This is a genomic window from Gordonia sp. NPDC058843 (genome assembly GCF_042743165.1).
Lineage (GTDB): Bacteria > Actinomycetota > Actinomycetes > Mycobacteriales > Mycobacteriaceae > Gordonia.
Genome location: NZ_JBHYNC010000018.1, coordinates 49426 through 72526, shown reverse-complemented (window position 1 = coordinate 72526; position 23101 = coordinate 49426). Strand labels below are relative to the sequence as shown.

25 protein-coding genes are annotated in these 23101 nt (G+C 68.4%); 16 read left to right on the top strand and 9 right to left on the bottom strand.

All coding sequences use genetic code 11. The features are described from left to right. Nucleotides 1-29 precede the first annotated feature (29 nt). Nucleotides 30-1535, top strand: coding sequence for a flavin-containing monooxygenase (locus tag ACFW3F_RS14075; protein WP_388058327.1), 1506 nt, complete (start codon nt 30-32; stop codon nt 1533-1535). Further along, nucleotides 1532-2779 carry a 7,8-didemethyl-8-hydroxy-5-deazariboflavin synthase CofG gene (cofG, locus tag ACFW3F_RS14070; RefSeq protein ID WP_388058291.1) on the top strand — a complete coding sequence of 416 codons (1248 nt, stop codon included), beginning with the start codon at nt 1532-1534 and terminating at the stop codon, nt 2777-2779. The genes ACFW3F_RS14075 and cofG overlap by 4 nt, the downstream gene beginning before the upstream one ends. Nucleotides 2780-2853: 74 nt before the next feature. Here the strand turns inward: cofG and ACFW3F_RS14065 are convergent, their stop codons facing one another. Both ACFW3F_RS14065 and ACFW3F_RS14060 read right to left on the bottom strand, forming a co-directional pair. After that, a complete protein-coding gene (locus ACFW3F_RS14065; protein WP_388058290.1) occupies nt 2854-3228 on the bottom strand; it encodes a rhodanese-like domain-containing protein in 375 nt (124 codons plus the stop codon). Continuing rightward, a complete protein-coding gene (locus ACFW3F_RS14060) occupies nt 3225-3884 on the bottom strand; it encodes a cysteine dioxygenase (RefSeq protein ID WP_388058288.1) in 660 nt (219 codons plus the stop codon). Before ACFW3F_RS14060 ends, ACFW3F_RS14065 begins: the two co-directional genes overlap by 4 nt. 440 nt (nt 3885-4324) lie before the next feature. Between ACFW3F_RS14060 and fdxA the strand changes: the two genes are divergently transcribed. Continuing rightward, on the top strand, nt 4325-4654 hold the full coding sequence (gene fdxA / locus ACFW3F_RS14055) for a ferredoxin (protein WP_388058286.1): 330 nt from the start codon (nt 4325-4327) through the stop codon (nt 4652-4654). A gap of 10 nt (nt 4655-4664) precedes the next feature. After that, nucleotides 4665-5822, top strand: a complete 1158-nt coding sequence (dapC, locus tag ACFW3F_RS14050) for a succinyldiaminopimelate transaminase (RefSeq protein WP_388058284.1) — start codon at nt 4665-4667, stop codon at nt 5820-5822. A 12-nt stretch (nt 5823-5834) separates the two neighbouring features. Here the strand turns inward: dapC and ACFW3F_RS14045 are convergent, their stop codons facing one another. Continuing rightward, complete coding sequence (locus tag ACFW3F_RS14045) at nt 5835-6086, bottom strand: DUF3072 domain-containing protein (RefSeq protein WP_388058282.1); 252 nt, start codon at nt 6084-6086, stop codon at nt 5835-5837. A 138-nt stretch (nt 6087-6224) separates the two neighbouring features. Continuing rightward, nucleotides 6225-7190 carry a 2,3,4,5-tetrahydropyridine-2,6-dicarboxylate N-succinyltransferase gene (gene dapD, locus ACFW3F_RS14040; protein ID WP_388058280.1) on the bottom strand — a complete coding sequence of 322 codons (966 nt, stop codon included), beginning with the start codon at nt 7188-7190 and terminating at the stop codon, nt 6225-6227. A 186-nt stretch (nt 7191-7376) separates the two neighbouring features. Between dapD and ACFW3F_RS14035 the strand changes: the two genes are divergently transcribed. From ACFW3F_RS14035 to ACFW3F_RS13990, 10 genes are all read left to right on the top strand, one after another. Further along, nucleotides 7377-7892, top strand: coding sequence for a DM13 domain-containing protein (locus ACFW3F_RS14035; protein ID WP_388058325.1), 516 nt, complete (start codon nt 7377-7379; stop codon nt 7890-7892). A 4-nt stretch (nt 7893-7896) separates the two neighbouring features. Beyond that, nucleotides 7897-8997 carry a succinyl-diaminopimelate desuccinylase gene (gene dapE / locus ACFW3F_RS14030; protein ID WP_388058278.1) on the top strand — a complete coding sequence of 367 codons (1101 nt, stop codon included), beginning with the start codon at nt 7897-7899 and terminating at the stop codon, nt 8995-8997. A gap of 46 nt (nt 8998-9043) precedes the next feature. Next, entirely contained in the window at nt 9044-9835 is a 792-nt protein-coding gene (locus ACFW3F_RS14025; RefSeq protein WP_388058276.1) for a TIGR00730 family Rossman fold protein, read from the top strand. A gap of 58 nt (nt 9836-9893) precedes the next feature. Further along, nucleotides 9894-10430 (top strand): TIGR00730 family Rossman fold protein, encoded by a 537-nt coding sequence (locus ACFW3F_RS14020; RefSeq protein WP_388058274.1) that lies wholly within the window; start codon nt 9894-9896, stop codon nt 10428-10430. 75 nt (nt 10431-10505) lie between these two features. Further along, on the top strand, nt 10506-12311 hold the full coding sequence (locus tag ACFW3F_RS14015; RefSeq protein ID WP_388058273.1) for a long-chain-acyl-CoA synthetase: 1806 nt from the start codon (nt 10506-10508) through the stop codon (nt 12309-12311). 71 nt (nt 12312-12382) lie between these two features. Beyond that, the gene (folP, locus tag ACFW3F_RS14010; RefSeq protein ID WP_388058323.1) at nt 12383-13207 is read left to right on the top strand and encodes a dihydropteroate synthase; all 825 of its coding nucleotides are present in this window, start codon (nt 12383-12385) and stop codon (nt 13205-13207) included. Continuing rightward, a complete protein-coding gene (locus ACFW3F_RS14005; RefSeq protein WP_388058271.1) occupies nt 13204-14232 on the top strand; it encodes a glucosyl-3-phosphoglycerate synthase in 1029 nt (342 codons plus the stop codon). The genes folP and ACFW3F_RS14005 overlap by 4 nt, the downstream gene beginning before the upstream one ends. Nucleotides 14233-14367: 135 nt before the next feature. Continuing rightward, nucleotides 14368-14763 carry a DivIVA domain-containing protein gene (locus ACFW3F_RS14000; RefSeq protein ID WP_388058269.1) on the top strand — a complete coding sequence of 132 codons (396 nt, stop codon included), beginning with the start codon at nt 14368-14370 and terminating at the stop codon, nt 14761-14763. Between the two features lie 103 nt (nt 14764-14866). After that, nucleotides 14867-15034: a DUF3117 domain-containing protein gene (locus tag ACFW3F_RS13995; protein ID WP_004019232.1), complete on the top strand. Its 168-nt coding sequence runs from the start codon at nt 14867-14869 to the stop codon at nt 15032-15034. Nucleotides 15035-15135: 101 nt separating this feature from the next. After that, a complete protein-coding gene (locus ACFW3F_RS13990) occupies nt 15136-15978 on the top strand; it encodes a putative RNA methyltransferase (protein WP_388058267.1) in 843 nt (280 codons plus the stop codon). A gap of 10 nt (nt 15979-15988) precedes the next feature. On the opposite strand, the gene glgA is transcribed toward ACFW3F_RS13990, so the two are convergent. Then, entirely contained in the window at nt 15989-17155 is a 1167-nt protein-coding gene (glgA, locus tag ACFW3F_RS13985; RefSeq protein WP_388058265.1) for a glycogen synthase, read from the bottom strand. Between the two features lie 130 nt (nt 17156-17285). On the opposite strand from glgA, the gene glgC reads away from it, so the two are divergent. Next, the gene (gene glgC, locus ACFW3F_RS13980) at nt 17286-18500 is read left to right on the top strand and encodes a glucose-1-phosphate adenylyltransferase (protein ID WP_388058263.1); all 1215 of its coding nucleotides are present in this window, start codon (nt 17286-17288) and stop codon (nt 18498-18500) included. On the opposite strand, the gene ACFW3F_RS13975 is transcribed toward glgC, so the two are convergent. From ACFW3F_RS13975 to cofD, 3 genes are read right to left on the bottom strand one after another with little or no spacing between them, the layout of a single operon-like run. Further along, on the bottom strand, nt 18497-19093 hold the full coding sequence (locus ACFW3F_RS13975; protein ID WP_388058261.1) for an NUDIX hydrolase: 597 nt from the start codon (nt 19091-19093) through the stop codon (nt 18497-18499). The genes glgC and ACFW3F_RS13975 overlap by 4 nt on opposite strands. Further along, the gene (locus tag ACFW3F_RS13970) at nt 19090-20439 is read right to left on the bottom strand and encodes a coenzyme F420-0:L-glutamate ligase (RefSeq protein WP_388058259.1); all 1350 of its coding nucleotides are present in this window, start codon (nt 20437-20439) and stop codon (nt 19090-19092) included. The genes ACFW3F_RS13975 and ACFW3F_RS13970 overlap by 4 nt, the downstream gene beginning before the upstream one ends. After that, nucleotides 20436-21473: a 2-phospho-L-lactate transferase gene (gene cofD, locus ACFW3F_RS13965; RefSeq protein WP_388058257.1), complete on the bottom strand. Its 1038-nt coding sequence runs from the start codon at nt 21471-21473 to the stop codon at nt 20436-20438. Before cofD ends, ACFW3F_RS13970 begins: the two co-directional genes overlap by 4 nt. A 691-nt stretch (nt 21474-22164) precedes the next feature. Here cofD and ACFW3F_RS13960 point away from each other — a divergent pair. Further along, nucleotides 22165-22422 carry a WhiB family transcriptional regulator gene (locus ACFW3F_RS13960; RefSeq protein ID WP_172622106.1) on the top strand — a complete coding sequence of 86 codons (258 nt, stop codon included), beginning with the start codon at nt 22165-22167 and terminating at the stop codon, nt 22420-22422. Between the two features lie 90 nt (nt 22423-22512). Here the strand turns inward: ACFW3F_RS13960 and ACFW3F_RS13955 are convergent, their stop codons facing one another. Further along, nucleotides 22513-23034 carry a metallopeptidase family protein gene (locus tag ACFW3F_RS13955; protein WP_086534562.1) on the bottom strand — a complete coding sequence of 174 codons (522 nt, stop codon included), beginning with the start codon at nt 23032-23034 and terminating at the stop codon, nt 22513-22515. Nucleotides 23035-23101: the final 67 nt, after the last annotated feature.

Sequence of the window (23101 nt, the reverse complement as noted above, 5' to 3'; positions counted from 1 at the left end):
CGACCGGACCGCACGACGACTCGTCGACCATGGACGACGTCGATGTCGTCATCATCGGCGCGGGCTTCGCCGGCCTCGGGATGGCGACGCAACTCGCGCGCCGCGGGCAGGAGTCCTTCGTCGTACTCGAACGCGCCGACGGCGTGGGGGGCACGTGGCGCGACAACACCTATCCCGGGATCGCCTGCGACATCCCCGCCCACTTGTACTCGTTCTCGTTCCGGCCACCCGCGGACTGGTCGGCGCGCTTCCCGCGTGGTGCCGAGATCCGCTCGTATCTCGAGCAGATCGTCGTCGACGAACAGCTGACCGATCACATCGCGCTCAATCGCGAACTGCGTGAGGCGGTCTGGAATGAGGCGGGTGCGCACTGGGTGGTCACCGCGGCAGCGCCGGACGGCCGGGCGGCGACGTTCCGCGCCCGGACGCTGGTCGTGGCGGTGGGGCGACTGTCGGAGGCACGCATTCCCGATGTCGACGGACTCGACACCTTCCCGGGGCAGATCGTCCACACGGCCGCGTGGCACGACGACGTCGCCGTGGCCGGTGCGCGGGTCGGCATCGTCGGAACCGGTGCCTCGGCGGTGCAACTCGTCCCTCATCTCGCGGACGCCGCGGAGGATCTCGTGGTCTTCTGCCGCACGCCACCGTATGTCGTGCCGCGCGAGGATCGGCACTACACCGACGACGAACGCGCCGCCATGCTCGACCCTCGGGTCGCAGCGCAGGTGCGCGACCGACTGCTCACCGAGGCCGACACGGCGTTTCGGCAGCGGCTCGGGCTGCATCCCGACATCGACGAGATCCGGGCCCGGGCCCGGGACCACCTTCACGGCCAGGTCGTCGATGCCGACCTTCGCGAGCAACTGACCCCCGACTACGAGATCGGTTGCAAGCGAATACTTCTCAGCGACGATTTCTACCCGGCGCTGCAGCGGGACAACGTGGTGTTCGAGTCGAGCGCGTTGTCGTCGGTCGCCGAGTCCAAGGCCACCGCGCGCAGTGGGCACACCTACGACCTCGATGTCCTGGTGATGGCGACCGGATTCGAGTCCGCGCGACCTCCCGCCGCGTCGCGCATCAGGGGCCGAGCCGGTCGACGGTTGTCCGAGCACTGGTCGGCGGGCATGACGTCCTACGCCTCGACCGTCGTCAGCGGATTCCCGAACATGTTCGTCCTCGACGGGCCGAATGCCGCGCTCGGACACAACTCCGCGATCTACATGATCGAGACGCAACTCGACTACGTGGTGGGCGCGTTGGAGTACATGGCCCACAACGGGATCGCCACCCTGGCGGTCTCGCCTGCCGCGGAAGACGCCTACACGCACGAGATCGACGCGCGCAGCGAGTCGACGGTGTGGCTGACCGGTTGCGACAGTTGGTATGTCGACCCGGACAGCGGCCGCCTGACCCTGCTGTGGCCGGGCACCGCGGCGTCGTTCCGCGAACGCAACGGCACCTTCGACCCGGAGCCATATCTGTCCGGGCCCGGTGACCCCGGCACCGGAACACCCGTGAAGGGGGAAGAATGACCGACCAGACAACCATCCGCGCGGCTCTGTCCGCCGCCCGCGAACGGACGCCGATCGGTCTCGAGGGGGCCGTGGCGCTGCTGTCCTGCTCGGGTGACGACCTGACCGAGCTCCAGTCGATCGCCGGGACGATCCGCGACGAAGGACTCGCCGCGGTCGGCAGATCGCGTCAGATCACCTACTCGCGGAAGGTGTTCATCCCCCTCACCAGGCTGTGCCGCGACCGGTGCCACTATTGCACGTTCGTGACGGTCCCCGGAAAGCTCACACGTGCGGGGGAGGGGCTCTACCTGGAGCTCGACGAGGTCGTCGACCTGGCCCGCCGAGGCGCCGAACTCGGCTGCAAGGAAGCACTTTTCACGCTCGGCGACCGGCCCGAGGACAGATGGCCGCAGGCCGGCGAGTGGCTGGCCGAGCGGGGCTACTCCTCGACGCTGGACTACGTCCGTGCCGCGGCGGTGGCCGTGCTGTCCGAGACGGGTCTGCTGCCACACCTCAATCCGGGTGTGATGAGTCTCGAGGAACTCCTCACGCTGCGGCCGGTCGCGCCGTCGATGGGCATGATGCTGGAGACCACGTCGCGCCGCCTGTTCACCGAGAAAGGTCAGGCGCACTACGGCAGTCCCGACAAAGATCCCATGGTCCGCATGCAGGTGCTGCGCGACGCGGGCACCGCGCGCGTTCCGTTCACCACCGGAATCCTCGTCGGGATCGGCGAATCCCTCACCGAGCGAGCCGAATCGCTGCTGGCCCTCGCCGAGGTGCAGGCCCAGGGCGGGCACATCCAGGAGGTGATCGTGCAGAACTTCCGCGCCAAGCCGGACACCGCCATGCGTTCGACCCCCGACGCGGAGATGAGCGAGTTCCTCGCCGCCGTCGCGGTCGCCCGTGTCGTCCTCGGCCCGCACATGCGGGTGCAGGCGCCGCCGAATCTGGTGTCGCCTGCCGAATGCGCCGCGCTCATCGCCTCCGGTGTCGACGACTGGGGTGGCGTGTCGCCGCTGACGCCCGATCACGTCAATCCGGAGCGCCCGTGGCCCCATCTCGATGCCCTGGCCGCGCGCACCGCCGAATCCGACTTTGTGCTCACCGAACGCATCACCGCCCAGCCGCCCTATGTGCTGAACGGGGCCGACTGGATCGATCCGGCTCTGGCGCATCATGTCTCGGCGCTCGCAGACCCGGTCACCGGACTCGCGGTCGACACCCGTCCGGCGCCGCGTCCCTGGCCCGCCGTCGCCTGATTTTCGCTCCCTGAGGTGCGAGCGAAGCGCAGCTTTGTGCTCCCTGAGGTGCGAGCGAAGCGAGCCTCGAAGGGTCAGCCGAGAACGGGTGCGAGAGCTTCGTATCCGCCGATGACGTCGGTCGCGCGATGGAGTCCGAGCTCCTGCAGCGCGGCCGCGGCGAGGCTGGACGTATAACCCTGCGAGCAGAGGATTATCCAGCGGACGTCGTGGTCGACCGCCTGGTCGATGCGTGCGTCGCTCGCCGGGTCGCACCGCCATTCGAGGACGTTGCGTTCGATCACGAGGGCCCCCGAGGCCTCGCCTTCCTCGGCCCGCTGGGCTGCGGGCCGGATGTCGACGAGTACCGCACCGTCGGCCAGCTCCGCCTGGACGTCGACGGGCTCGACCCGCGCGATCCGCGACCGCGCGTCGGCGAGCACGTCGTCGATGGTCCGGTGAGCGCTCATTCGGGTTCGTCGGTGAGGACGGTCCGATTGCGGCGCAGGTGCCCGCCCTCGGAGATGTCGTAGTAGGACATCGCGGTCAACGGCGGAGAGTATGCGTGCACGCTGAGCGTCGGGGTCACCAGTGCGCCGGTCTCCCCGCTGGTCGAGAGCTCCGGCGCGGCCACGACGGGGTTTCGCACGACGTCGTGCACCCACCCGAGAGGAAAGGCGGCCTGGTCGCCGGCGTCGAGGATGCGCACCGCCAGATCGTCTCCCGTCCAGTGGTACTCGCGCAAGCTGCCCGACAGTACGGTGAGCGCGCCGAGTGAACCGGCGTGGTCATGGAGTTCGGTGGCCTCACCCGGCGTCCAGCTGATCAGCCACACGTCGACGTCGTCGTCGGCGTGCAGGCGCGTCGACCAGCGGTGTCGTTCGTCCCAGACCTCCGGGAGCAGTGTGTCGTGACGGCCGTCGAGGACGTCTGCGACGCCCTGGTCGGTGATCCGGAGCAGGTCGGCGGGCCGGAGCCGCGTCGGTAGGTGGCTGATGGTGCGCGGGGCCGCGGTCCCCGGGCGCTCACGGAGTGAGGAGGCGTTCCGGGGCCGGTGACGGACGGGGGAGAGGGACGGCGTCGTGGGCTGAGACGCCCACTCGTCGCGGGCGAGGGTGGAGGTCATGGCGAATCCTTGCGAGGTCGACGGGATGTGGTGAGGCCGATCGGGTCAGCAACAGCACATGGACATCGACCGCGCGGTGGGTCGGTGCGGCACCCGGGCGCACGCACCCGGGTGCCGGTGTCCCGTCAGGACGGATTCGTCGACGACGATCATGGGGCCGACCCTGCCCGCGTATCGTCGCCGCGTCGAGGGTTGTCGGCACGCTGAGCGAAACCCGGGGCGTCGGGGTCACGTCCTGAGTGTGATCCTCGTTACTCGATCGCCGATCCAGGCGCTTCTGGACGGGGGCCGATTTCGTGGTGGCCGCCGGCGGGGCGGATACTGTGGGGTGCGGTTCGACCAGCCCTCGGGCCGCACCGGCGCCGACGCCGGAGTGCCGTTCGACGCCGAACTGCGCTTCTCGTCGCGCCGACCCGGATCTTTCCCTAGCGAAGGAGTGAGTGGTGACCTACATCATCGCGGAGCCTTGCGTCGACGTGTTGGACAAGGCTTGCGTGGAGGAATGCCCCGTCGACTGCATCTACGAAGGCGGACGCATGCTCTACATCCAGCCGGATGAGTGCGTCGACTGTGGTGCGTGCGAGCCGGTGTGCCCGGTCGAGGCGATCTTCTACGAGGATGATGTTCCCGACGAGTGGGAGCCCTACGTCAGCGCGAACGCCGACTTCTTCGATGACCTCGGATCTCCCGGCGGCGCCAGCAAGGTCGGCAAGACCGACGCCGACCCGGCGTTCATCAAGGGACTCCCGCCGATGAACGACGAGGGCTGACCGGCTCCGCATGAGCAGCCCTGTCTCCCGTGCGGCCGCGCCGTTGCGTGTCACCTCGACCCGTGTGAGCGGTCGCCTGCCCGACTTCCCCTGGGACACGATCGCCGGCGCGAAGGCGACGGCGCAGGCTCACGCCGACGGCATCGTCGACCTCTCGGTGGGGACTCCCGTCGACCCGGTGCCCGCGCTCATCCGGAACGCACTCGCCGACAACTCGACGTTCCCGGGGTACCCGACGACGATCGGCACACGCGAGTTGCGGGAGGCGGCTGCGGAGTCGCTGATCCGTCGGCACGGAGTCTCGTCGCTCGACGAGACGGGCATCCTGCCGGTGATCGGAACCAAGGAGGCGATCGCCGGACTGGCCTCGACCTTCGGTCTCGGCCCCGGCGACGACGTGGTCATCCCCGAGGTCGCGTACCCGACCTATGAGGTGAGCGCGCTGCTCGCGGGCGCCCGGCCGGTGCGCGCGGACTCGACCGTCGCGCTGGGGCCGATGAACCCGGCGTTGATGTTCATCAACTCGCCGTCGAATCCGACCGGGAAGGTCCTCGGCCTCGACCATCTCCGCAAAGTCGTCGGATGGGCACGCGAGCGGGGGACAGTCGTCGTGTCCGACGAGTGCTATCTCGGGTTGAGTTGGGAGGGCGAGCCGCTGTCGATCCTGGACCCGCGGGTGTGCGACGGCGACCATACCGGCCTGCTCGCGGTCCACTCGCTGTCCAAGATCTCGAATCTGGCGTCGTATCGTGCCGGCTTCTTCGCGGGCGACACCGCGCTCATCGGCGAACTGCTCGCGGTTCGCAAACACGCCGGACTGATCGTTCCGTTCCCGATCCAGGGGGCGATGACCGCTGCGTTGCGCGACGACGCGCACGTCGACGAGCAGCGCGAGCGGTATGCCGCTCGTCGACGGTTGCTGAAGGCGGCTGTCGAGGATGCGGGCTTCCGGGTCGACCACTCCGAGGCGGGTCTGTACCTCTGGGCAACCCGGGACGAACCGTGCCGGGACACCGTCGACTGGCTGGCCGACCGCGGAATCCTCTGCGCTCCGGGCGATTTCTACGGACCGGCCGGCGAACGCCATGTTCGGATGGCGCTCACCGCGACCGACGAGCGCATCGGCGCGGCCGTCTCTCGACTGGCTGCCTCTCGACTGGCCGGCTGAGTCCGGACCAGGTCAGCCGCGACCGCTCTTCTTCTGCAGGCGGTCGATCTCCTCGGACGCCTCGGCCTTGGTGAGTTCGGCCGAGATGGTCTCGCCGGCCTCCCGTGCGAGGGTGTCGAGGTAGCTCCGCTGCGCTCCGGTCATCGGCTCGTCGCCGGTCACCCAGTCGTCCGGATCCTTCTCGGTGGAATTCCCGGCGCCTGCGCCGAGGACGTCGCCGGTGTCGTCGGTTCCGTTCGTCGAACGGTTGTTCGATGTGCTCATGAGCCCACCCTACGTCGCCTTCGGGAATCCGGCCAGCGAGCGACTCGTCGCGACCGTTCGCTCACCGGATCCGTTCCCGCTCACCCGCTCTGTGTGAGCGGGAACGGAACAGGTGAGCGAGAGCTGGTCGCAGTGGGCTCAGTCGTTCTTGTGCAGTGCTTCGTTGAGGGAGATCCCGTCGCCCTTCCACGGCACGACCTCGACCGCGCCGGTGAGGCTGTTGCGACGGAACAGCAGGTTGGACTGGCCGGACAGGTCGCGTGCCTTGATCTGCGTGCCGTCGGGGCCGGTCACCTTGGTGCCGGCGGTGACGTAGAGGCCGGCCTCGATGACGCAGTCGTCACCCAGCGGGATGCCGCACCCGGAGTTCGCGCCCAAGAGGCAGCGCTTGCCCAGCGCGATGATCTCCTTGCCACCGCCCGACAGCGTGCCCATCGTCGAGGCACCGCCGCCGATGTCGGAGCCGTCGCCGACGACCACACCGGCGGAGATACGGCCTTCGACCATCGACGAACCGAGGGTGCCGGCATTGAAGTTCACGAAGCCCTCGTGCATCACCGTGGTGCCGGCCGCGAGATGCGCGCCGAGGCGGATGCGGTCGGCATCGCCGATGCGGACGCCGCCGGGCACGACGTAGTCGACCATGCGCGGGAACTTGTCGATGGAGTAGACGGTGACCGGTCCGCGCGCACGGAGCTTCGCCCGCACCGATTCGAAGTCCTCGACGGCGCACGGCCCGTGGTTGGTCCACACCACGTTGGTGAGCATCCCGAAGATGCCCTCGAGGTTGGCCCCGTGCGGGGTGATGAGGCGATGCGACAACAGATGCAGTCGCAGGTAGACGTCATAGGCGTCGATGGGTGCGGCCGCGATGTCGGCGATCCCGGTGCGGACCGCGATGGTCTTCACCCCGCGGGCCTCGTCGACACCGACCAGCCCACGAAGGTGGGCGGGCGTCGACTCCTCGTCGAGGGTCACGGTCTCCGCGGCCTCGACCCCGTCGAGTTCGGGTTCGGGGAACCAGACGTCGAGGACGACGCCGGGAGTCGAACCCCCGTCGATCACGGTCGCGATGCCAGTTGCGTGTGCGCCAGTAGATGTCACGACAGGTGAGTCTAGGTGATCGGCACCGGTCGCCCCGCCCCGCCACCGGGACCACGGCGTCGCGCCGGCGTCATCCATTCGGCCCAAAGTCCTGGTCACGCGCGGTGCACCGCTCGTAGGGTCGCCACCATGACCGGTCATCCGCAACCGCCCGCTCCGCCCCGGCGCCGACGCCGCTGGCCGTGGGTGCTCGGCGGGCTCGGCGCGGTGGTGCTGGTCGCGCTGGCGATCGGTGCGGTTGTCTTCCAGCCGTGGCTGATCTTCGTCGACACCGAGGTCGACGACGCGATCCCCGTCGCGGTCACCCCGACGAGCTCGGTGCCGGGGCAGGCGCCCCCCGCCGGACCGGTGGTGATCTCACGCGGCACCCTGATCAGTCACGAACACTCGACCTCCGGAGCGGTCTCGGTCATCGAGCAACCCGACGGATCGCGTGTGCTGGCGATCGAGAACCTGGACACCACCACCGGGCCGGACGTCCACGTGTGGTTGTCGCAGGGCGAGGTCGTCGAGGGATTCGGCGGCTGGCGTACGGCCGCAGGCGTTCCGCACGTCGACCTCGGCATGATCAAGGGGAACAAGGGCAACCAGATCTACGAGATCCCCGCCGACGTCGACCTGGGCGACTACCCGTCGGTGTTCCTGTGGTGCGTGAAGTTCAGTGTCTCCTTCGGCGCCGCGGAGATGGCCTCACTACGGTGAAGGAGTGACCACTCCCGATCTCGACCTGACCGCCGACCCCGTCGACCTGACCGCCGCACTCGTCGACATCGAGAGCGAGTCGCGCAACGAATCGGCCATCGCCGATGCGGTCGAGGCCGCGCTGCGGGCGCAGACGACCGGTTTCGAGATCATCCGGCACGGCAACCGCGTCCTCGCCCGCACCGATCGGGGTCGCGCACAGCGCGTCATCCTGGCCGGGCACCTCGACACCGTGCCGGTCGCGGGCAACCTCCCGCACCGCCGTGAGGTGCATCCCGACGAGGGGGACGTCCTGCACGGGTGCGGGACCGTCGACATGAAGTCCGGTGACGCGGTGTTCCTCCACCTCGCGGCGACGCTGCCGGATCCCGCCTCGGATCTGACACTGATCTTCTATGACTGCGAGGAGATCGCGGCGGAGTTCAACGGCCTGAACGACATCGAACGTGAGCTTCCCGAGTGGCTCGTCGGCGATGTGGCGATCCTCGGCGAGCCGACCGCCGGACTCATCGAAGCGGGATGTCAGGGAACGCTGCGGGTTCGTCTGTCCGCGTCGGGCACGCGGGCACATTCGGCCCGGTCGTGGATGGGCGACAACGCCATTCACAAGCTCGGGGGCGTCTTGACCACGTTGGCCGGTTACCGGGCCCGGCGGGTCGACATCGACGGCTGCGAGTATCGCGAGGGCCTGTCCGCGGTCGCGGTCGGGGGTGGTGTCGCGGGCAACGTGATCCCCGACGCCGCGCATCTCGACGTCAACTTCCGCTTCGCCCCGGACCGCTCGGTCGATCAGGCGCTCGACCACGTGCGTGAGGTGTTCGCCGCCGACCTCGCCGACGGCACCATCGGGCTGGAGGTCACCGATTCCGCTGCCGGCGCGCTGCCCGGTCTGGCGCACCCGGCCGCCGCAGCGCTCGTCGACGCCGCGGGGGGACGGTTCCGCGCGAAATACGGCTGGACCGATGTGTCGAGGTTCTCGGCGCTGGGAATCCCGGCCGTGAACCTGGGCCCCGGCGATCCCAATCTCGCGCACCGCGTCGACGAGCGGGTGCCTGTAGAGCAGATCCGCGCGGTGACCGACCTGCTGCGCGCATACCTGTCCTGACCTCTCGAGGCCTGCTGATCCCTGCAGCGCTGCTAGCGTGACCGCCATGTCGACCACGCCCGAGCCGAAATCCGTCGAAAACGGAACGGACCCCGACACCTGCTACGTCGGGCCGATCCGGATCCGGCGCGACCAGCAGGGCAAGACGACCGATCGTCGGCTCCTCGAGTGGGTCGACCCACGCGACGCGGAGCGACGTTCCGACCGGACGATGCGCGACTCGTGGCGGGTACTCCGTATCCAGTCCGAGTTCGTGGCCGGGTTCGACGCGATGAGCGAGGTCGCCGAGGCCGTGACGGTCTTCGGCTCGGCACGACTGCATCCGGACTCACCGGAGTACGCCCTCGGTGTGCGCGTCGGCCGGGCCCTGGGCGAGGCCGGTTACGCGGTCATCACCGGTGGTGGCCCCGGAGCGATGGAGGCCGCGAACCAGGGTGCGCACCAGGCCGGGGCCCAGTCGATCGGACTCAACATCGAGTTGCCGTTCGAGCAAGGCCTCAACCCGTGGGTAGACCTCGGTATGAACTTCCGCTACTTCTTCGTGCGCAAGACGATGTTCGTGAAGTACGCGCAGGCGTTCGTGTGTCTGCCCGGCGGCATGGGCACCCTCGACGAACTCTTCGAGGCGTTGACCCTCGTGCAGACCAAGAAGGTCGTCCGGTTCCCGATCGTGTTGGTGGGCAGCGACTTCTGGGGCGGACTCCTCACCTGGATGCGCGATGTGCTCGCCGCGCGCGGGATGATCTCGCCCGAAGATCTCGACCTGCTCACCGTGGTCGACGATCCCGATGACGTGGTCGCGGCGATCGAGGCGGCCACGCCCCGACCGCAGAGGTGACCCCGGCCCTCACGAGGTCGGAGATGACCCGGTCGGCCGGCGATGGCACGATTGCCCGGTGAGTGCTGTCTGCGTCTATTGCGCGTCCGGTCCCGTCGACCAGCCCTACCTCGATCTCGCCGCCGAGGTGGGATGGACGCTGGCCGAACAGGGACACGTGGTCGTCTCGGGTGGCGGCAACATCTCCATGATGGGCGCGCTGGTCAATGCCGCTCGCGAGGCCGGCGGACACACGGTGGGCATCATCCCGCGCGCGCTGATGAAACACGAGGTCGCCGACCTGGGTTCGGGCGAACTCGTCGTCACCGAGACCATGCGCGAACGCAAACGACTCATGGACGAGCGTGCCGACGGGTTCATCACCCTGCCGGGCGGGATCGGAACACTGGAAGAGCTCTTCGAGACCTGGACCGGGGGATACCTCGGGATGCACGACAAGCCGGTCGTCCTGCTCGATCCTTTCGATTTCTACGCGCCGCTGCTCGATTGGCTGCGAGAGTTGTCGACAACCGGGTTCGTCGCCCGGCGATCGCTGGACCGATTGCTCATCACGCGCACGGTCTCCGACGCGGTGGAGTCGGCGACGGCACGGTGAGGCCTTGCTACCGGCCGGTAGGGTAGCGCGTGAGTGCGCGGGGCACTCGAGATGCAGCGGGAGAGCGGAGGGCAGATGTCCCCAGAGGTCGAGCAGCAGGACAGTCGGCAGCAGAGTGTGAAGAAGACCGTCGGTATCCCCGACCTTCTTCGTGGCGTGGTGAAGATGGCGCCACACGCGACCGGGATGATCAAACACGCGCCTGGTCTGATCCGGCGTCCACCCGAGGCCAAGCGGACCATCGGCTCGGTCTTCCAGAAGCACGCCGCCGAACATCCCGACCGGCCCTTTGTCCGGTTCGAGGGCCGGACGACCACCTACGGTGAGGCGAATCGTCGGGTGAACCGATACGCCGCAGCGCTTTCGGCGGACGGCGTCGGCAAGGGCGACGTGGTCGCGTTGCTGTCGAAGAACTGCACGACCGACCTGCTGCTGATGCTGGCCACCGTCAAGCTGGGTGCGATCGCCGGGATGCTGAACTACAACCAGCGCGGTGAGGTGCTCGAGCACAGCGTCGGACTTCTCGAGGCCAAGGTCCTCGTCCACGATCCCGACTGTGCCGAGGCATTCGAGTCGATCCCGGAATCGGTTCTGCCCCAACATGTCTACGACTTCGCCGAATTCGACGCCGCCGCGGAGGGGCTCTCGGAGGCAGATCCCGAGGTCACCGAGCAACTGCCCGCGTCGACCAAGGCCTTCTACATCTTCACCTCCGGCACCACGGGTATGCCGAAGGCCAGCGTGATGAGCCACAACCGGTGGCTCGCGAGCCTGTCCGGCATCGGTGGTCTCGCCGTCCGGTTGCGCCACAGCGACACCATGTACGTGCCGCTGCCGCTCTACCACAACAACGCATTGTCGGTGTCGCTGTCGTCGGTCCTGGCCTCCGGTGCGTGCATCGCCATCGGACGGTCGTTCTCGGCGTCGAAGTTCTGGGACGATGTGATCCTCAACCGCGCCACCGCGTTCTGCTACATCGGTGAACTGTGTCGCTACCTGCTCGCCCAGCCCGAGAAGCCCACGGACCGTCAGCATTCCGTGCACACCGTGGTCGGTAACGGTATGCGCCCGGACATCTGGGACGAGTTCCGCGAGCGTTTCGGCGTCGACCGGGTCGTCGAGTTCTACGGGGCCAGTGAACTCAACCTCGCGTTCGTCAACGCGTTCAGCGTCGACAAGACCGCCGGGTTCTGCCCACTTCCGTACAAGATCGTGGAGTACGACGAGGAGGGCAATCCCAAGCGCGATGACGATGGCCGGCTCGTGAAGGTCGGTCGGGGCGGCACCGGTCTGCTGCTGGCCCAGATCAGCGACCGGGTGCCCGTCGACGGGTACACCGACTCGGAGGAGACCGAGAAGAAGATCATCCGCGACGCGTTCAAGGACGGCGACGCCTACTTCAACTCCGGGGACCTCGTCCGCGATCAGGGCTTCGCGCACATCGCCTTCGTCGACCGGCTCGGCGACACCTTCCGCTGGAAGGGCGAGAACGTCGCCACGACCCAGGTCGAGGGCGCGGTCGACAGCTACGAGGCCGTCGCACAGTCGGTGGCCTATGGCGTCGAGGTGCCCGGAACCGACGGTCGCGCCGGGATGATCGCCATCAAGCTGCGCGAGGGCGCAGATCTCGATCCGGGCAAGTTCGCCGTCCACCTCTACGACGCCCTGCCGTCGTATGCGGTGCCGCTGTTCGTGCGGATCGTCGACGACTTCGAGCAGACCTCGACCTTCAAGAACCGCAAGGTCGAGCTCCGCAAGGAGGGCTACGCCGACGCCGACTCCGAACGGCTCTACGTGCTGCTCGGCAAGGAGAAGGGGTACACCGAGTTCTACGACGGTTACCCCGACGACGTCGCCGCGGCCAAGGTACCCAAGGGGTGAGTCCCGCCCCCGAGGCGTCGGTGTCGCCGACGCTGTGCGGGCGTCGCGTGCCGACCGACCGCGCCCTGGTGATGGCGATCGTCAACCGCACCCCCGATTCGTTCTACGACCGGGGCGCGAGCTTCGACGACGCCGCCGCACAGGAGCACGTCGACCGGGTCGTCGCGGAGGGCGCCGACATCATCGACGTCGGCGGGGTGAAGGCCGGGCCCGGTCGGGAGGTCGACGCCGCCACGGAGGCAGCGCGTGTGGTCGGCATGATCTCCTGGATCCGCGACCGCCACCCGGACGTGCTGATCAGCGTCGACACGTGGCGCAGCGAGGTCGCCGATCAGGCCTGTGCCGCCGGCGCGGATCTCATCAACGACACCTGGGCTGGTTTCGATCCCGAGGTGGTTGCCGTCGCCGCCGAACGTGGCGTCGGGATCGTGTGCTCACACACGGGCGGTGCACTGGTGCGTACCCGGCCGCACCGCGTCGCCTACGGGGATTCCGTCGACGCCGTGGTCGCCGATGTGATCCGGGAGGTGACCTCCGCGGCCGAACGGGCGCTCGCGGCCGGGGTCCGTCGAGACTCGATCGTCATCGATCCGACGCACGATTTCGGCAAGAACACTCACCACGGGCTGGCTCTGTTACGCGGTGTGAAAGATCTTGTTAACACGGGCTGGCCGGTGCTGATGGCACTGAGCAACAAGGATTTCGTAGGGGAGACTCTGGGTACAGACCTAGCGCAACGATTGGAAGGGACTCTGGCCGCGACGAGTCTGGCCGCCGCCCACGGCGCCCGGATCTTCCGCGTTCACGAGGTCGCTGCCACTCGCCGCGTGGTCGACATGGTCGCTGCCATCGCGGGAACGAGACCACCCGCCCGAACAGTCAGGGGACTCGCATGACCAAGCAGCAGAAGCGACGTACGCCCAGCACCGTCAGCCGGGACAAGGCCGCAGTGTGGCCGACGGTCGCCCAGGCCCCGGGAACCGAGCAGCGCTGGTCGGCAACCCACACGTGGGAGCAGCCGGACTGGACGATCGACGAACTCGTCGACGCGAAAGACGGCCGGACGATCTCGGTGGTGCTGCCCGCGCTGAACGAGGAGGAGACGGTCGCCGACGTCATTGCCACGATCATGCCGCTGTACGGGAACCTGGTCGACGAGATCATCGTCCTGGACTCCGGTTCGACCGACGCCACCGCCGAGCGTGCGGTCGCTGCCGGCGCGCAGGTGATCACCCGCGAGGAGGCGGTACCCGAGCTGGATCCGGTCAAGGGCAAAGGCGAGGTGCTGTGGCGTTCCATCGCGGTCGCCACCGGCGACATCATCGCGTTCGTCGACTCCGACCTCATCGACCCGGACCCGATGTTCGTACCGAAGATGCTGGGCCCGCTTCTGGTGAACCCGGAGATCCAGCTCGTGAAGGGCTACTACCGACGTCCGTTGCGCACGGGCGGTACGCACGACGCCAACGGCGGCGGCCGCGTGACCGAGCTCGTCGCCCGACCGCTCCTGGCCTCCCAGAAACCCGACCTCACCGCCGTCCTGCAGCCTCTCGGCGGCGAGTACGCCGGAACGCGCGAACTGCTCTCCTCGGTACCGTTCGCGCCCGGGTACGGGGTCGAGATCGGGCTTCTCATCGACACCTACGATCGCCACGGTCTGGCCGGGATCGGTCAGGTCAACCTCGGGGTCCGAACCCATCGCAACCGCCCGCTGGTGGAGCTGGGGGTCATGAGCCGGCAGATCGTCGGAACCCTCATGCGCCGCTGCGGCATCGGGGACTCGGGTGTCGGACTCACCCAGTTCACCGCCGAACCCGACGGATCGTTCACGCCGCACACCACCGAGGTCTACCTCGAGGATCGTCCGCCGATGAACACCGTGCGGGCTCTGGACGCGAAGACCGAGGAGATGGCCTCCTAGGCTCGCGCCCGGAGCCGACAGACCGATTTCGACAGACGCCGACCCGGCGACGCCGCGTCCCCACCGGGCGCGAGCGGTCGTCGGGTTCGCGCTGCGCCGGAGGCACGCCAGCCGGCTTCTGTCAGGATGGATTGCATGCAGACGCTGCTGCTGTACCTGCTGATCATGGGGCTCGTCGTCGCGGGCGTGTTCGCCATCGTCTGGTTCGTGTTCGGACGTGGTGAAGATCTTCCGCCGGTCGAGCCCGACACGACTCTCACCAGACTGCCGTCGGTGGGGATCACGGGCGACGACGTCCGCGCGCTGCGGTTCGTGCAGACACCGCGAGGCTACAAGCAGGCCGAAGTCGACTGGGCGCTGGCGCGTCTCGCACGTGAGGTCGACGATCTGCGCTCGGTGATCGCGCGCCTGCGCGACCGGGAGCCGGTGCCCGGGACAGCGGTCGACACGCGACCGGACGATCCGGCCGCCGACCACGAGAACGGTGGTGCCGGCGCGTGGCGGTCGGGCCCGCCGACAGCCCCGGGGTAGGCGCGCAGCGGGTTCCGCGCGGCGCGCGTGTCGCGCACTGGCAATCGTGTGAGACGCCTACACGTATCATGTTCGGAGCAGGGACCTTGAAGGGAGCTTGAGAATGGCGGCAATGAAGCCACGTACTGGGGACGGCCCCCTCGAAGCGGCCAAAGAAGGGCGTGGAATCGTTGTCCGGATTCCGATCGAGGGTGGGGGTCGACTCGTCGTCGAGCTGACCGCCGACGAAGCAGCCGCGCTGGGCGAGGAACTCCGCGGGGTCACCGGCTGAACATGCCCCACGAGGGCAGTTCCCATGAGGCCCGGGCGGACACACCGACACCGCACCGGGCGCATGGCCTCACTTCGATCGTCGAGATCCTCCGATGCCCGGTGTGCGCCGGACCCCTCTCGGTCGACGGCACGTCGCTGCGTTGTCCCGACGCCCATTCATTCGACATCGCCCGGCAGGGCTACGTCTCACTGCTCGACGGTCGGTCGGGTGCGCTGCGCGCCGACACCGCGGCCATGGTGGCCGCTCGGGCGCGCGTCCACGACGCCGGTTTCTTCGTCCCTGTGGTCGATTCCGTCGCCCGGCGCGCCGCCGAGTTCGCGATCGGACCCCCTCGGCCCGTGATCCTCGACGCGGGCGCCGGTGGCGGACACTATCTTCGCGCCGCGGTCGCAGCGAGCGGAGCGCCCGGCGGTGTCGACGAGTCTCCTGTCGCCGGAATCGGCATCGACCTCTCCAAGTACTGCGCGCGAGCCATCGCCCGGGGCCCGTATGCGCTCGCCGCCGTCGTCGCCGATGTCTGGCGTGGTCTGCCGGTCGTCGATGATGCTGTCTCGGTGGTGCTCTCGGTGTTCGCACCCCGGAACGCGTCAGAGTTCGCCCGGGTGCTCGCACCGGATGGCGCGCTGGTCATCGTGAGTCCGGGGCCCGACCACCTGGCCGAGCTCATCGAGCCGATGGAGATGCTGCGCGTCGACTCCGCCAAGTCGGCGCGCCTGCACGCCTCGCTCGACGAGGGTTTCGAGTTGGTCGACGAGTCGGCACTGCAGTACACCGTGGACGTCGATGCAGAGACCATCGGGGACCTCGTCGCGATGGGACCCTCGGCTTTTCACTCCGAGGAAGCCGACATCCGCTCCCGGGCGGCCGCGTTCGTGGAGGACGGCCGCAGGCCGGTCACGGTGTCGGTCGTGGTGACCGTGTGCCGGCCCGCCCGCGCCTGACTCCTTCTGCTCAGCGCCGTACGGACTCGTAGACCGCCAGTGTCTGTTCGGCGATCGTCGCCCAGGAGAACTCGGCGTCGGCGCGTTCGCGACCGGCCGATCCCATCGCCGCCGCCGCGGCCGGATCGGAACTGACCGCGTTCACCGTCTCGGCGAGATCGTGTTCGAAGGATCTCGGGTCGACGGGGTCGTATCGCACGAGGCGGCCGGTGACGTTGTCGCGCACCACCTCGGGGATGCCGCCGACCTCCGAGGCCACCACCGCGGTACCGCAGGCCATGGCCTCGAGATTGACGATGCCGAGTGGTTCGTACACCGACGGGCACACGAATACCGTTGCCGCAGTCAGTATCTCGCGGATACGCGGTAGGGGGAGCATCTCGCGCACCCAGTGCACGCCGGGACGCGACGCGGACAGCTCGCCCACGGCCTGTTCGATCTCGGCGCCGATCTCCGGGGTGTCCGGGGCGCCTGCGCAGAGGACGAGCTGGATCGCCGGATCGAAATGGTGTGCCGCGGCCACCAGGTGCGCCACACCTTTCTGCCGGGTGATCCGGCCGACGAACGCCACCACGGGGCGGTCCGGGTCGAGGCCGAGGGCAGTGGGCGTCGAGTCGGGACCGTAGGGGTCGTCGACGGGGTACCACTGCGAGGTGTCGATCCCGTTGCGCACCACATGGACACGTTCGGGGTCCAGTCGTGGGTAGGTGTCACAGATCTCTGTGCGCATCCCGGAACTCACCGCGATCACCGCGTCGGCGTACTCCACCGCGTTGCGTTCGACCCAGCTCGACACCCGGTACCCGCCCCCGAGTTGCTCGGCCTTCCACGGGCGCGACGGTTCGAGCGAATGCGCGGTGAGGACGTGCGGCACGTCGTAGAGTTGGGCGGCCAGATGCCCCGCCAAGCCGGTGTACCAGGTGTGGGAGTGCACGACGTCGGCGTCGGCCGCGCCCACGGCCATCCGGAGGTCGGCCGAGAGCGTGGTGATGGCCGCATTGGCACCGGCCAGCCCGGGGTCGGGGGTGTACACCTCGGCGGTGTCCCGCTCGGCGCCCATGCAGTGCACATCGACGGTGATGAGATCGCGGAGATGGCGCACCAATTCGGTGACGTGGACACCGGCGCCGCCGTAGACCTCAGGTGGATATTCTCGTGTCATCATCGCCACCCGCATGGGCTCGACGCTAGTGCCATCGCGCGCAGTTCGCCATCGGTGCTGGGAAACGGTGGCGGCGGCCGGGACGCGCGCATTCTTCCGGCCCGGTCACCTGGCCGACGGGTTCGATCGCGGTTAAGTTGGGGGAGTGAGATCTGAGCCGCACGTCCTCGGCATCGTCCTCGCAGGCGGCGAAGGCAAGCGTCTGTACCCGCTGACGATGGACCGCGCCAAACCTGCGGTGCCCTTCGGCGGTGCCTACCGGCTGATCGATTTCGTGTTGTCCAACCTGGTCAATGCCGGTTACGAGCGCATTTGCGTGCTGACACAGTACAAGTCGCATTCGCTCGACCGGCACATCTCGCAGACCTGGTGGACGTCGGGATTCCACGGTGAGTACATCACCCCGGTACCGGCCCAGCAGCGACTCGGGCCGCGCTGGTACACCGGCAGTGCCGATGCGATCTTCCAGTCGATGAACCTCATCACCGACGAACGGCCCGAGTACATCGTGGTCTTCGGTGCCGACCACGTGTACCGGATGGACCCGTCGCAGATGGTGGCCGCGCACGTCGAATCCGGCGCCGATGTCACGGTCGCCGGGATCCGCGTGCCACGAGCCGAGGCGACGGCCTTCGGCTGTATCGACTCCGACGCGAGCGGGAAGATCACCCGCTTCCTCGAGAAGCCGACCGACCCGCCGGGCACTCCGGACGATCCCGAGTCGACCTTCGCGTCGATGGGCAACTACGTGTTCACCACCGAGGCGCTGGTCGACGCACTGCGCGCCGACGCCGCCGACTCGGACTCCGACCACGACATGGGCGGCGACATCATCCCGGCCTTCGTGCGCCGTGACACCGCCTACGTCTACGACTTCAAGGACAACGAGGTCCCCGGTGCCACCGAACGCGACACCGGCTACTGGCGTGACGTCGGAACGCTGGACGCGTTCTACGAGGCACACATGGACCTCGTGTCGGTCCACCCGATCTTCAATCTGTACAACGGCCGCTGGCCCATTCGCGGCGAGACGCACAACCTGCCGCCCGCCAAGTTCGTTCAGTCCGGGGTTGCCGAGGACTCCGTCGTCGGGTCCGGCTGCATCATCTCGGGGGGTACGGTGCGCAATTCGGTGCTGTCGTCGAACGTCATCGTCGAGGACGGCGCGGTGGTCGAGGGGAGTGTGCTGATGCCCGGCGTGCGCGTCGGGAAGGGCGCGGTCGTCCGGAAGGCGATCCTCGACAAGAACGTCGTGGTGGGCGACGGCGAACAACTCGGTGTCGACGTCAGCGCCGATCGCGAACGGTTCTCGGTGAGTGCCGGCGGCGTGGTGACGGTCGGCAAGAACATCCGCGTCTAGCGCGGACCGCCGTCCCGCAGCGCGGCGCCGATGAGTGTGGCGATATCGTCCCCGGCATCGTCCGGGAGCGCGTCGACGGGCCACCAGCGGAGGTCCACCGACTCGTCGCTGCGCACGACGTGCGGGAGTTCGCCGTCGGACGTCGGAGCCGCGATCACCCGGTAGCGGACATCGAGATGGCGGGTGGGAACTCCCAGCGAGCAGGTGATCGGGTGGGTGTGGAGGTGCACGATCCCACCACCGGGTTCGGCCGGGTCGGGGGTGTCGAGCACGAGTTCGGGCATGCCCGACTCCTCCCGCGCCTCGCGTAGCGCCGCGTCGGCGATGGAGTCGTCGGACGGCTCGCAGTGCCCGCCGAGCTGGATCCATTTCCCGACCCGGGGATGCAGGGTGAGTAGGACGTGCCGGCGCGTTGCGTCGAAGACGATCGCCGAGCCCGTCAGATGTCCTGGTGCGCAGGCTCGTAGGCATCCATCCGAGGACGCCGCCAGGAAGGCGAGGTACGCGTGACGGAGCGAGTCCTGGGTGGGGTCGGGCGTCTGCCACCGGGTGAGGGCTTCGACGGCGGATGCGTGCAGCGACTCCGCGGTCACAGCTCGAGCACCCACTCCGCGGTGGGCGCGGGGTCCCGCAGCCCCGCCGGTTCGAGCGGATGACCGATGGCGACGGTGCCCAGGGGCTCCCAGCTCGGGTCAAGGTCGAGGACTCGGCGCACCGTCGGTGCGGCGAAGATGGTCGACCCGATCCAGCAGCTCCCGATGTCGCGGACCGACAGCGCGGTGAGCAGGCTGGCGACCGCACCGCCGGCGGCGACGGTGAACATCGTGTGTTCGGCGTCGTTGCGTCGTTCGTCGGGGTACTCGTGGGCGCCGTCGGGCACGAGGAACGGGATCACCAGCTCCGGTGCGTCATACAGGATCTGTCCGCGCCGCAGCCGCTTCTCGATGGATTCGGGTGTCTTGGAGTCTGATTCGAGGTCAGAGCGCCACTCGTGGGACATCGCGTCGAGCAGTTCTCGGCGCCGCGAAGCCGACCGCAGCCAGACGAAGCGGACCGGATGCGTGTGGTGGGGCGCCGGAGCGGTGAGCGCCTCGCCGAGCGCGGCGCGCAGTTCGGCGGGGTCGACGGGACGATCGGCGAAGGTCCGCACCGAACGTCGGGTGCGGATGGCCTCGCGCCGACCCTGAGCGATCGCCTCCTCGGTCCCGAGTCGAAACAGGTCCTCGTCGTAGGGGCGGATGAGGTCGGCGGCGGTGGTCCCGTTCTCGGCCGGACCGAAACCCCGCACGACGGCGACGGGGACAGCGGCGAGCTTGCCCTTCACGAGGTCGGCCGCGGCGGCCAGTTCGTCGGCCACCGCGATCTCGGTGACGATCAACGGGTTTCCGTAGTCGTCTATGCCACCCTCGTAGGGATGGGTCACGGCGATGCCCGCCGCGCCGATGGCGACGTCGGTCTGCCCGGTCCGCCAGGCGCGGCCCATCGTGTCGGTGATGATCACCGCGACGTCGAGGCCGGTGGCATCGGCGATCGCCCGCCGGAGAGCCGCGGCGCTGCCGTCGGGGTCCTCCGGGAGGAGCGCGAGCTGGTCGCTGCGCACGTTGGAGCCGTCGATCCCGGCGGCGGCCTGGACCAGGCCCAGCCGGTTCTCGGTGATCAGGGTCCGGTTCTTGCGCGCCAGCACGCGCACCGATTCGGCGTCGACGAGGCGGCGGCGCAACGCGTCCCGCTCCTCTGGGTCGCTCGGTGCGTCGACCATCCGGCCCTCGGCCTTGGAGATGATCTTGCTGGTGACCACCAGGACATCCCCGGATTCGAGCCACGGTGCGGCGCGGAGGATCTCGCCGGCGACGTCGGAGTCGGCGGTGAACTCGGGCAGGCCGGTCACCGGATGGATCTCGAGGTGGCCCGGCGCACGGTGGTCGGGGCGAGCGGTCACGCGAGGCCCTTGTTCGAATCGGGGAGCGGCACGTCGACGATGGCGCAGGCCGCGCGCACCATCTGGGCGGTGGCCGCGGGGTCGGTCATGAGGAGCGGAGCCGACCCGATGGCCATACCGTCGACGGCCGCGTGGTCGCCCTCGGCTATCAGCCATCCGTCGAGAATCCCGCTGCCACTGCGGGCACCGTAGTGCCCGGCGATGCCCTCGGCCGAGGACTCCACCTCGATCACGGACAGACATTCGTCGGCCATGCCGCGCAGGGGCCGGTTGTCGATGACCGGCGAGATGCCGACCACCGGGGCCTTCGTCTGTCGTAACGCGCTGCGCATTCCGGGGACGCTGACGATCGCGCCGATGCTCACAACCGGATTCGACGGTGCGAGTAGGACGACGTCGGCGTCGGCGATCGCGTCGAGAACTCCTGGTGCCGGTGCGGTGTCGTCCGAACCGACCTGTGCGAAGCCGAACGTGGGGATCTGTGCGCGATGGCGCACCCACCACTCCTGGAAGTGGATCGCGACGCGCTCGCCGTCCTCGCCGTCGGGTTTGGCGACGACCACGTGGGTCTCGTGACGGTCGTCGGTGACGGGGAGGAGCCGCACGCCAGGGTTCCAGCGGCGGCACAGGGCGGCGGTGACGTCGGACAGTCGGTATCCGGCGTCGAGCATCTGGGTTCGGATCAGGTGCGTCGCGAGGTCACGATCGCCGAGGCCGAACCAGTCGGGGTCGGCGCCATAGGCGGCGAGTTCTTCCTTCGCGCGCCAGGATTCGTCGCGCCTGCCCCATCCGCGTTCGGGATCTATCCCGCCGCCGAGGGTGTACATGCACGTGTCGAGATCGGGGCAGATCCGGACACCGTGCATCCAGGCGTCGTCACCGACATTGACGATCGCGGTGATCTCATGCTCGCTCGACCGGGCGCCGGACGCGTCGTCCTGGGGGGCAGGGAACGCCGTCGGGCCGAACAATTCGCGCAGACCGAGGAGAAATCGTGCCCCTCCGACGCCCCCGACGAGTACGGTCACCTTCACAGCAGGTACTCCTTCACACCGCCACTGTAGTGCGCGGTGCGAGAAGGCGGTCAGGCGCTGTCGGCGCGGTCCGGATGGTGTGGACCGGCGTCCGGGTCGGTGTGACATTCACGTCGGGTTGAGGTCAACGTCGTGTCGAGTCACAAGATTGTCGGATCCTGGTGGTAAACAGAGAATCTTTGACTTCAACTTGACCGGGACCGCCTTGGGCGTGTGTAATCACATCAGTGTCATTCCGAGTTTGAGATCGAGAACCTTCGGATCGAAAACCGCTGGACGTCAACGGATTCGATCGTATGTTCGAACTCGGGTGAGGGTCGGTTCCGGCACTTCGCGGGCCGTCGCTCGGGCGCTCTGAGTACGACTGATGTGGGTGTTGACGCATCCGTAGTACAAGTGGTGTGGCAACAGTGGTGGGTGCGGCTCACAGGCCGTGTTCGCAGAGGACGCAGAAACTACCAACATCCCGAGCTAGGAGGCGCCGACGATGGCTTTGGAAAACCCGATCGGCAATCCGCTTGAACCACAGAATCGCCCGCAATTCGCCGCCGAGTTCAATACCCTTGGCCCCGTTGATGATTCGATGATCGGTGGCACCGCCGCCGCGTCGGTCATCGGTGTCGGCACCGATTTCGGGTCGCCCGTGGCGCCCATCGCCGATGACGAGGACCCAGGCCGTCGCCATCTCTCGTTGGTGCCCAACGACTTCGATGATCTCTTCGACGCCGTCGAAGACCAGTGGCAGGACCGCGCCCTGTGCGCGCAGACCGACCCCGAGGCGTTCTTCCCCGAGAAGGGTGGGTCGACGCGCGAGGCCAAGCGGATCTGCCAGGGCTGCGAGGTCAAGTCCGAATGCCTCGAGTACGCACTGCACAACGACGAACGCTTCGGCATCTGGGGCGGCCTGTCGGAGCGTGAGCGCCGGCGTCTCAAGCGCGGCATCATCTGAGTCGGCGCCCCGCACAGGGATCGCTCGACACCACCGATCAAACTCGACTGTCGGTCGGCCTAACGGCTACCGCAGTATTTCGACCGCGGATCATTCTGGTCCGCGGTCGATCGTGTCTTCGTCGACGCCCAGGTGCGTTGCCACCTGCTGTACGAGGACCTCGTGGATCAGGTCCAGCAACTCGGTGCCCTTCTTGGCGCGGGACTCCAGGGGCCGGCGGAACAGGATGATCTGCGCACGCGTCGGCGCTCCGTTCACATCCATCCCGGCCGGGATCAACCGGGCGAGTGGGACGGCTCCGTCGGCTGTCACCTCGTCGGGCCACTCGACGGTCTCGGGATCGCGGGGCAGCAGGCGGGGGATCTCGTCCACGGCGATGTCGAGCCCGGCGATCTGATCGTGCCACTGCGCGTCGATCTCGGCGAAGGCCTCCAGCGCGACCGCGTCGAATTCGTCGGACCGGCTGTTGTGGGCGGGTACACCCTGCGGGAGCAGCGGTGAGCGCAGCCCGCGTCCGCGACGGTCACGGTGACGACCGACGCGCCGACGACCGCGGCGCGACTCCGGCAGGCCGGAGGCGCCACGTGGAGTCGGCTTCGGGTCGATACGCATGGCGAGAGTGTAGGAGGTCGGATGAGTCCGTGTCTCCTCTGGTTGCCCGTGTCTCCTCTGGTTGCCC

Bases quoted from the DNA above. Each gene is read 5' to 3' on its own strand.
- ACFW3F_RS14065 (WP_388058290.1), bottom strand. From the start codon at position 3,228: ATGAGCGCTCACCGGACCATCGACGACGTGCTCGCCGACGCGCGGTCG.
- ACFW3F_RS14000 (WP_388058269.1), top strand. From the start codon at position 14,368: ATGCAGACGCTGCTGCTGTACCTGCTGATCATGGGGCTCGTCGTCGCG.
- ACFW3F_RS13995 (WP_004019232.1), top strand. From the start codon at position 14,867: ATGGCGGCAATGAAGCCACGTACTGGGGACGGCCCCCTCGAAGCGGCC.
- ACFW3F_RS13955 (WP_086534562.1), bottom strand. From the start codon at position 23,034: ATGCGTATCGACCCGAAGCCGACTCCACGTGGCGCCTCCGGCCTGCCG.
- ACFW3F_RS14045 (WP_388058282.1), bottom strand. From the start codon at position 6,086: ATGAGCACATCGAACAACCGTTCGACGAACGGAACCGACGACACCGGC.
- glgA (WP_388058265.1), bottom strand. From the start codon at position 17,155: ATGCGGGTGGCGATGATGACACGAGAATATCCACCTGAGGTCTACGGC.
- dapC (WP_388058284.1), top strand. From the start codon at position 4,665: ATGAGCAGCCCTGTCTCCCGTGCGGCCGCGCCGTTGCGTGTCACCTCG.
- ACFW3F_RS14015 (WP_388058273.1), top strand. From the start codon at position 10,506: ATGTCCCCAGAGGTCGAGCAGCAGGACAGTCGGCAGCAGAGTGTGAAG.
- ACFW3F_RS14060 (WP_388058288.1), bottom strand. From the start codon at position 3,884: ATGACCTCCACCCTCGCCCGCGACGAGTGGGCGTCTCAGCCCACGACG.
- ACFW3F_RS14025 (WP_388058276.1), top strand. From the start codon at position 9,044: ATGTCGACCACGCCCGAGCCGAAATCCGTCGAAAACGGAACGGACCCC.
- ACFW3F_RS14075 (WP_388058327.1), top strand. From the start codon at position 30: ATGGACGACGTCGATGTCGTCATCATCGGCGCGGGCTTCGCCGGCCTC.
- cofG (WP_388058291.1), top strand. From the start codon at position 1,532: ATGACCGACCAGACAACCATCCGCGCGGCTCTGTCCGCCGCCCGCGAA.
- folP (WP_388058323.1), top strand. From the start codon at position 12,383: ATGGCGATCGTCAACCGCACCCCCGATTCGTTCTACGACCGGGGCGCG.
- ACFW3F_RS14005 (WP_388058271.1), top strand. From the start codon at position 13,204: ATGACCAAGCAGCAGAAGCGACGTACGCCCAGCACCGTCAGCCGGGAC.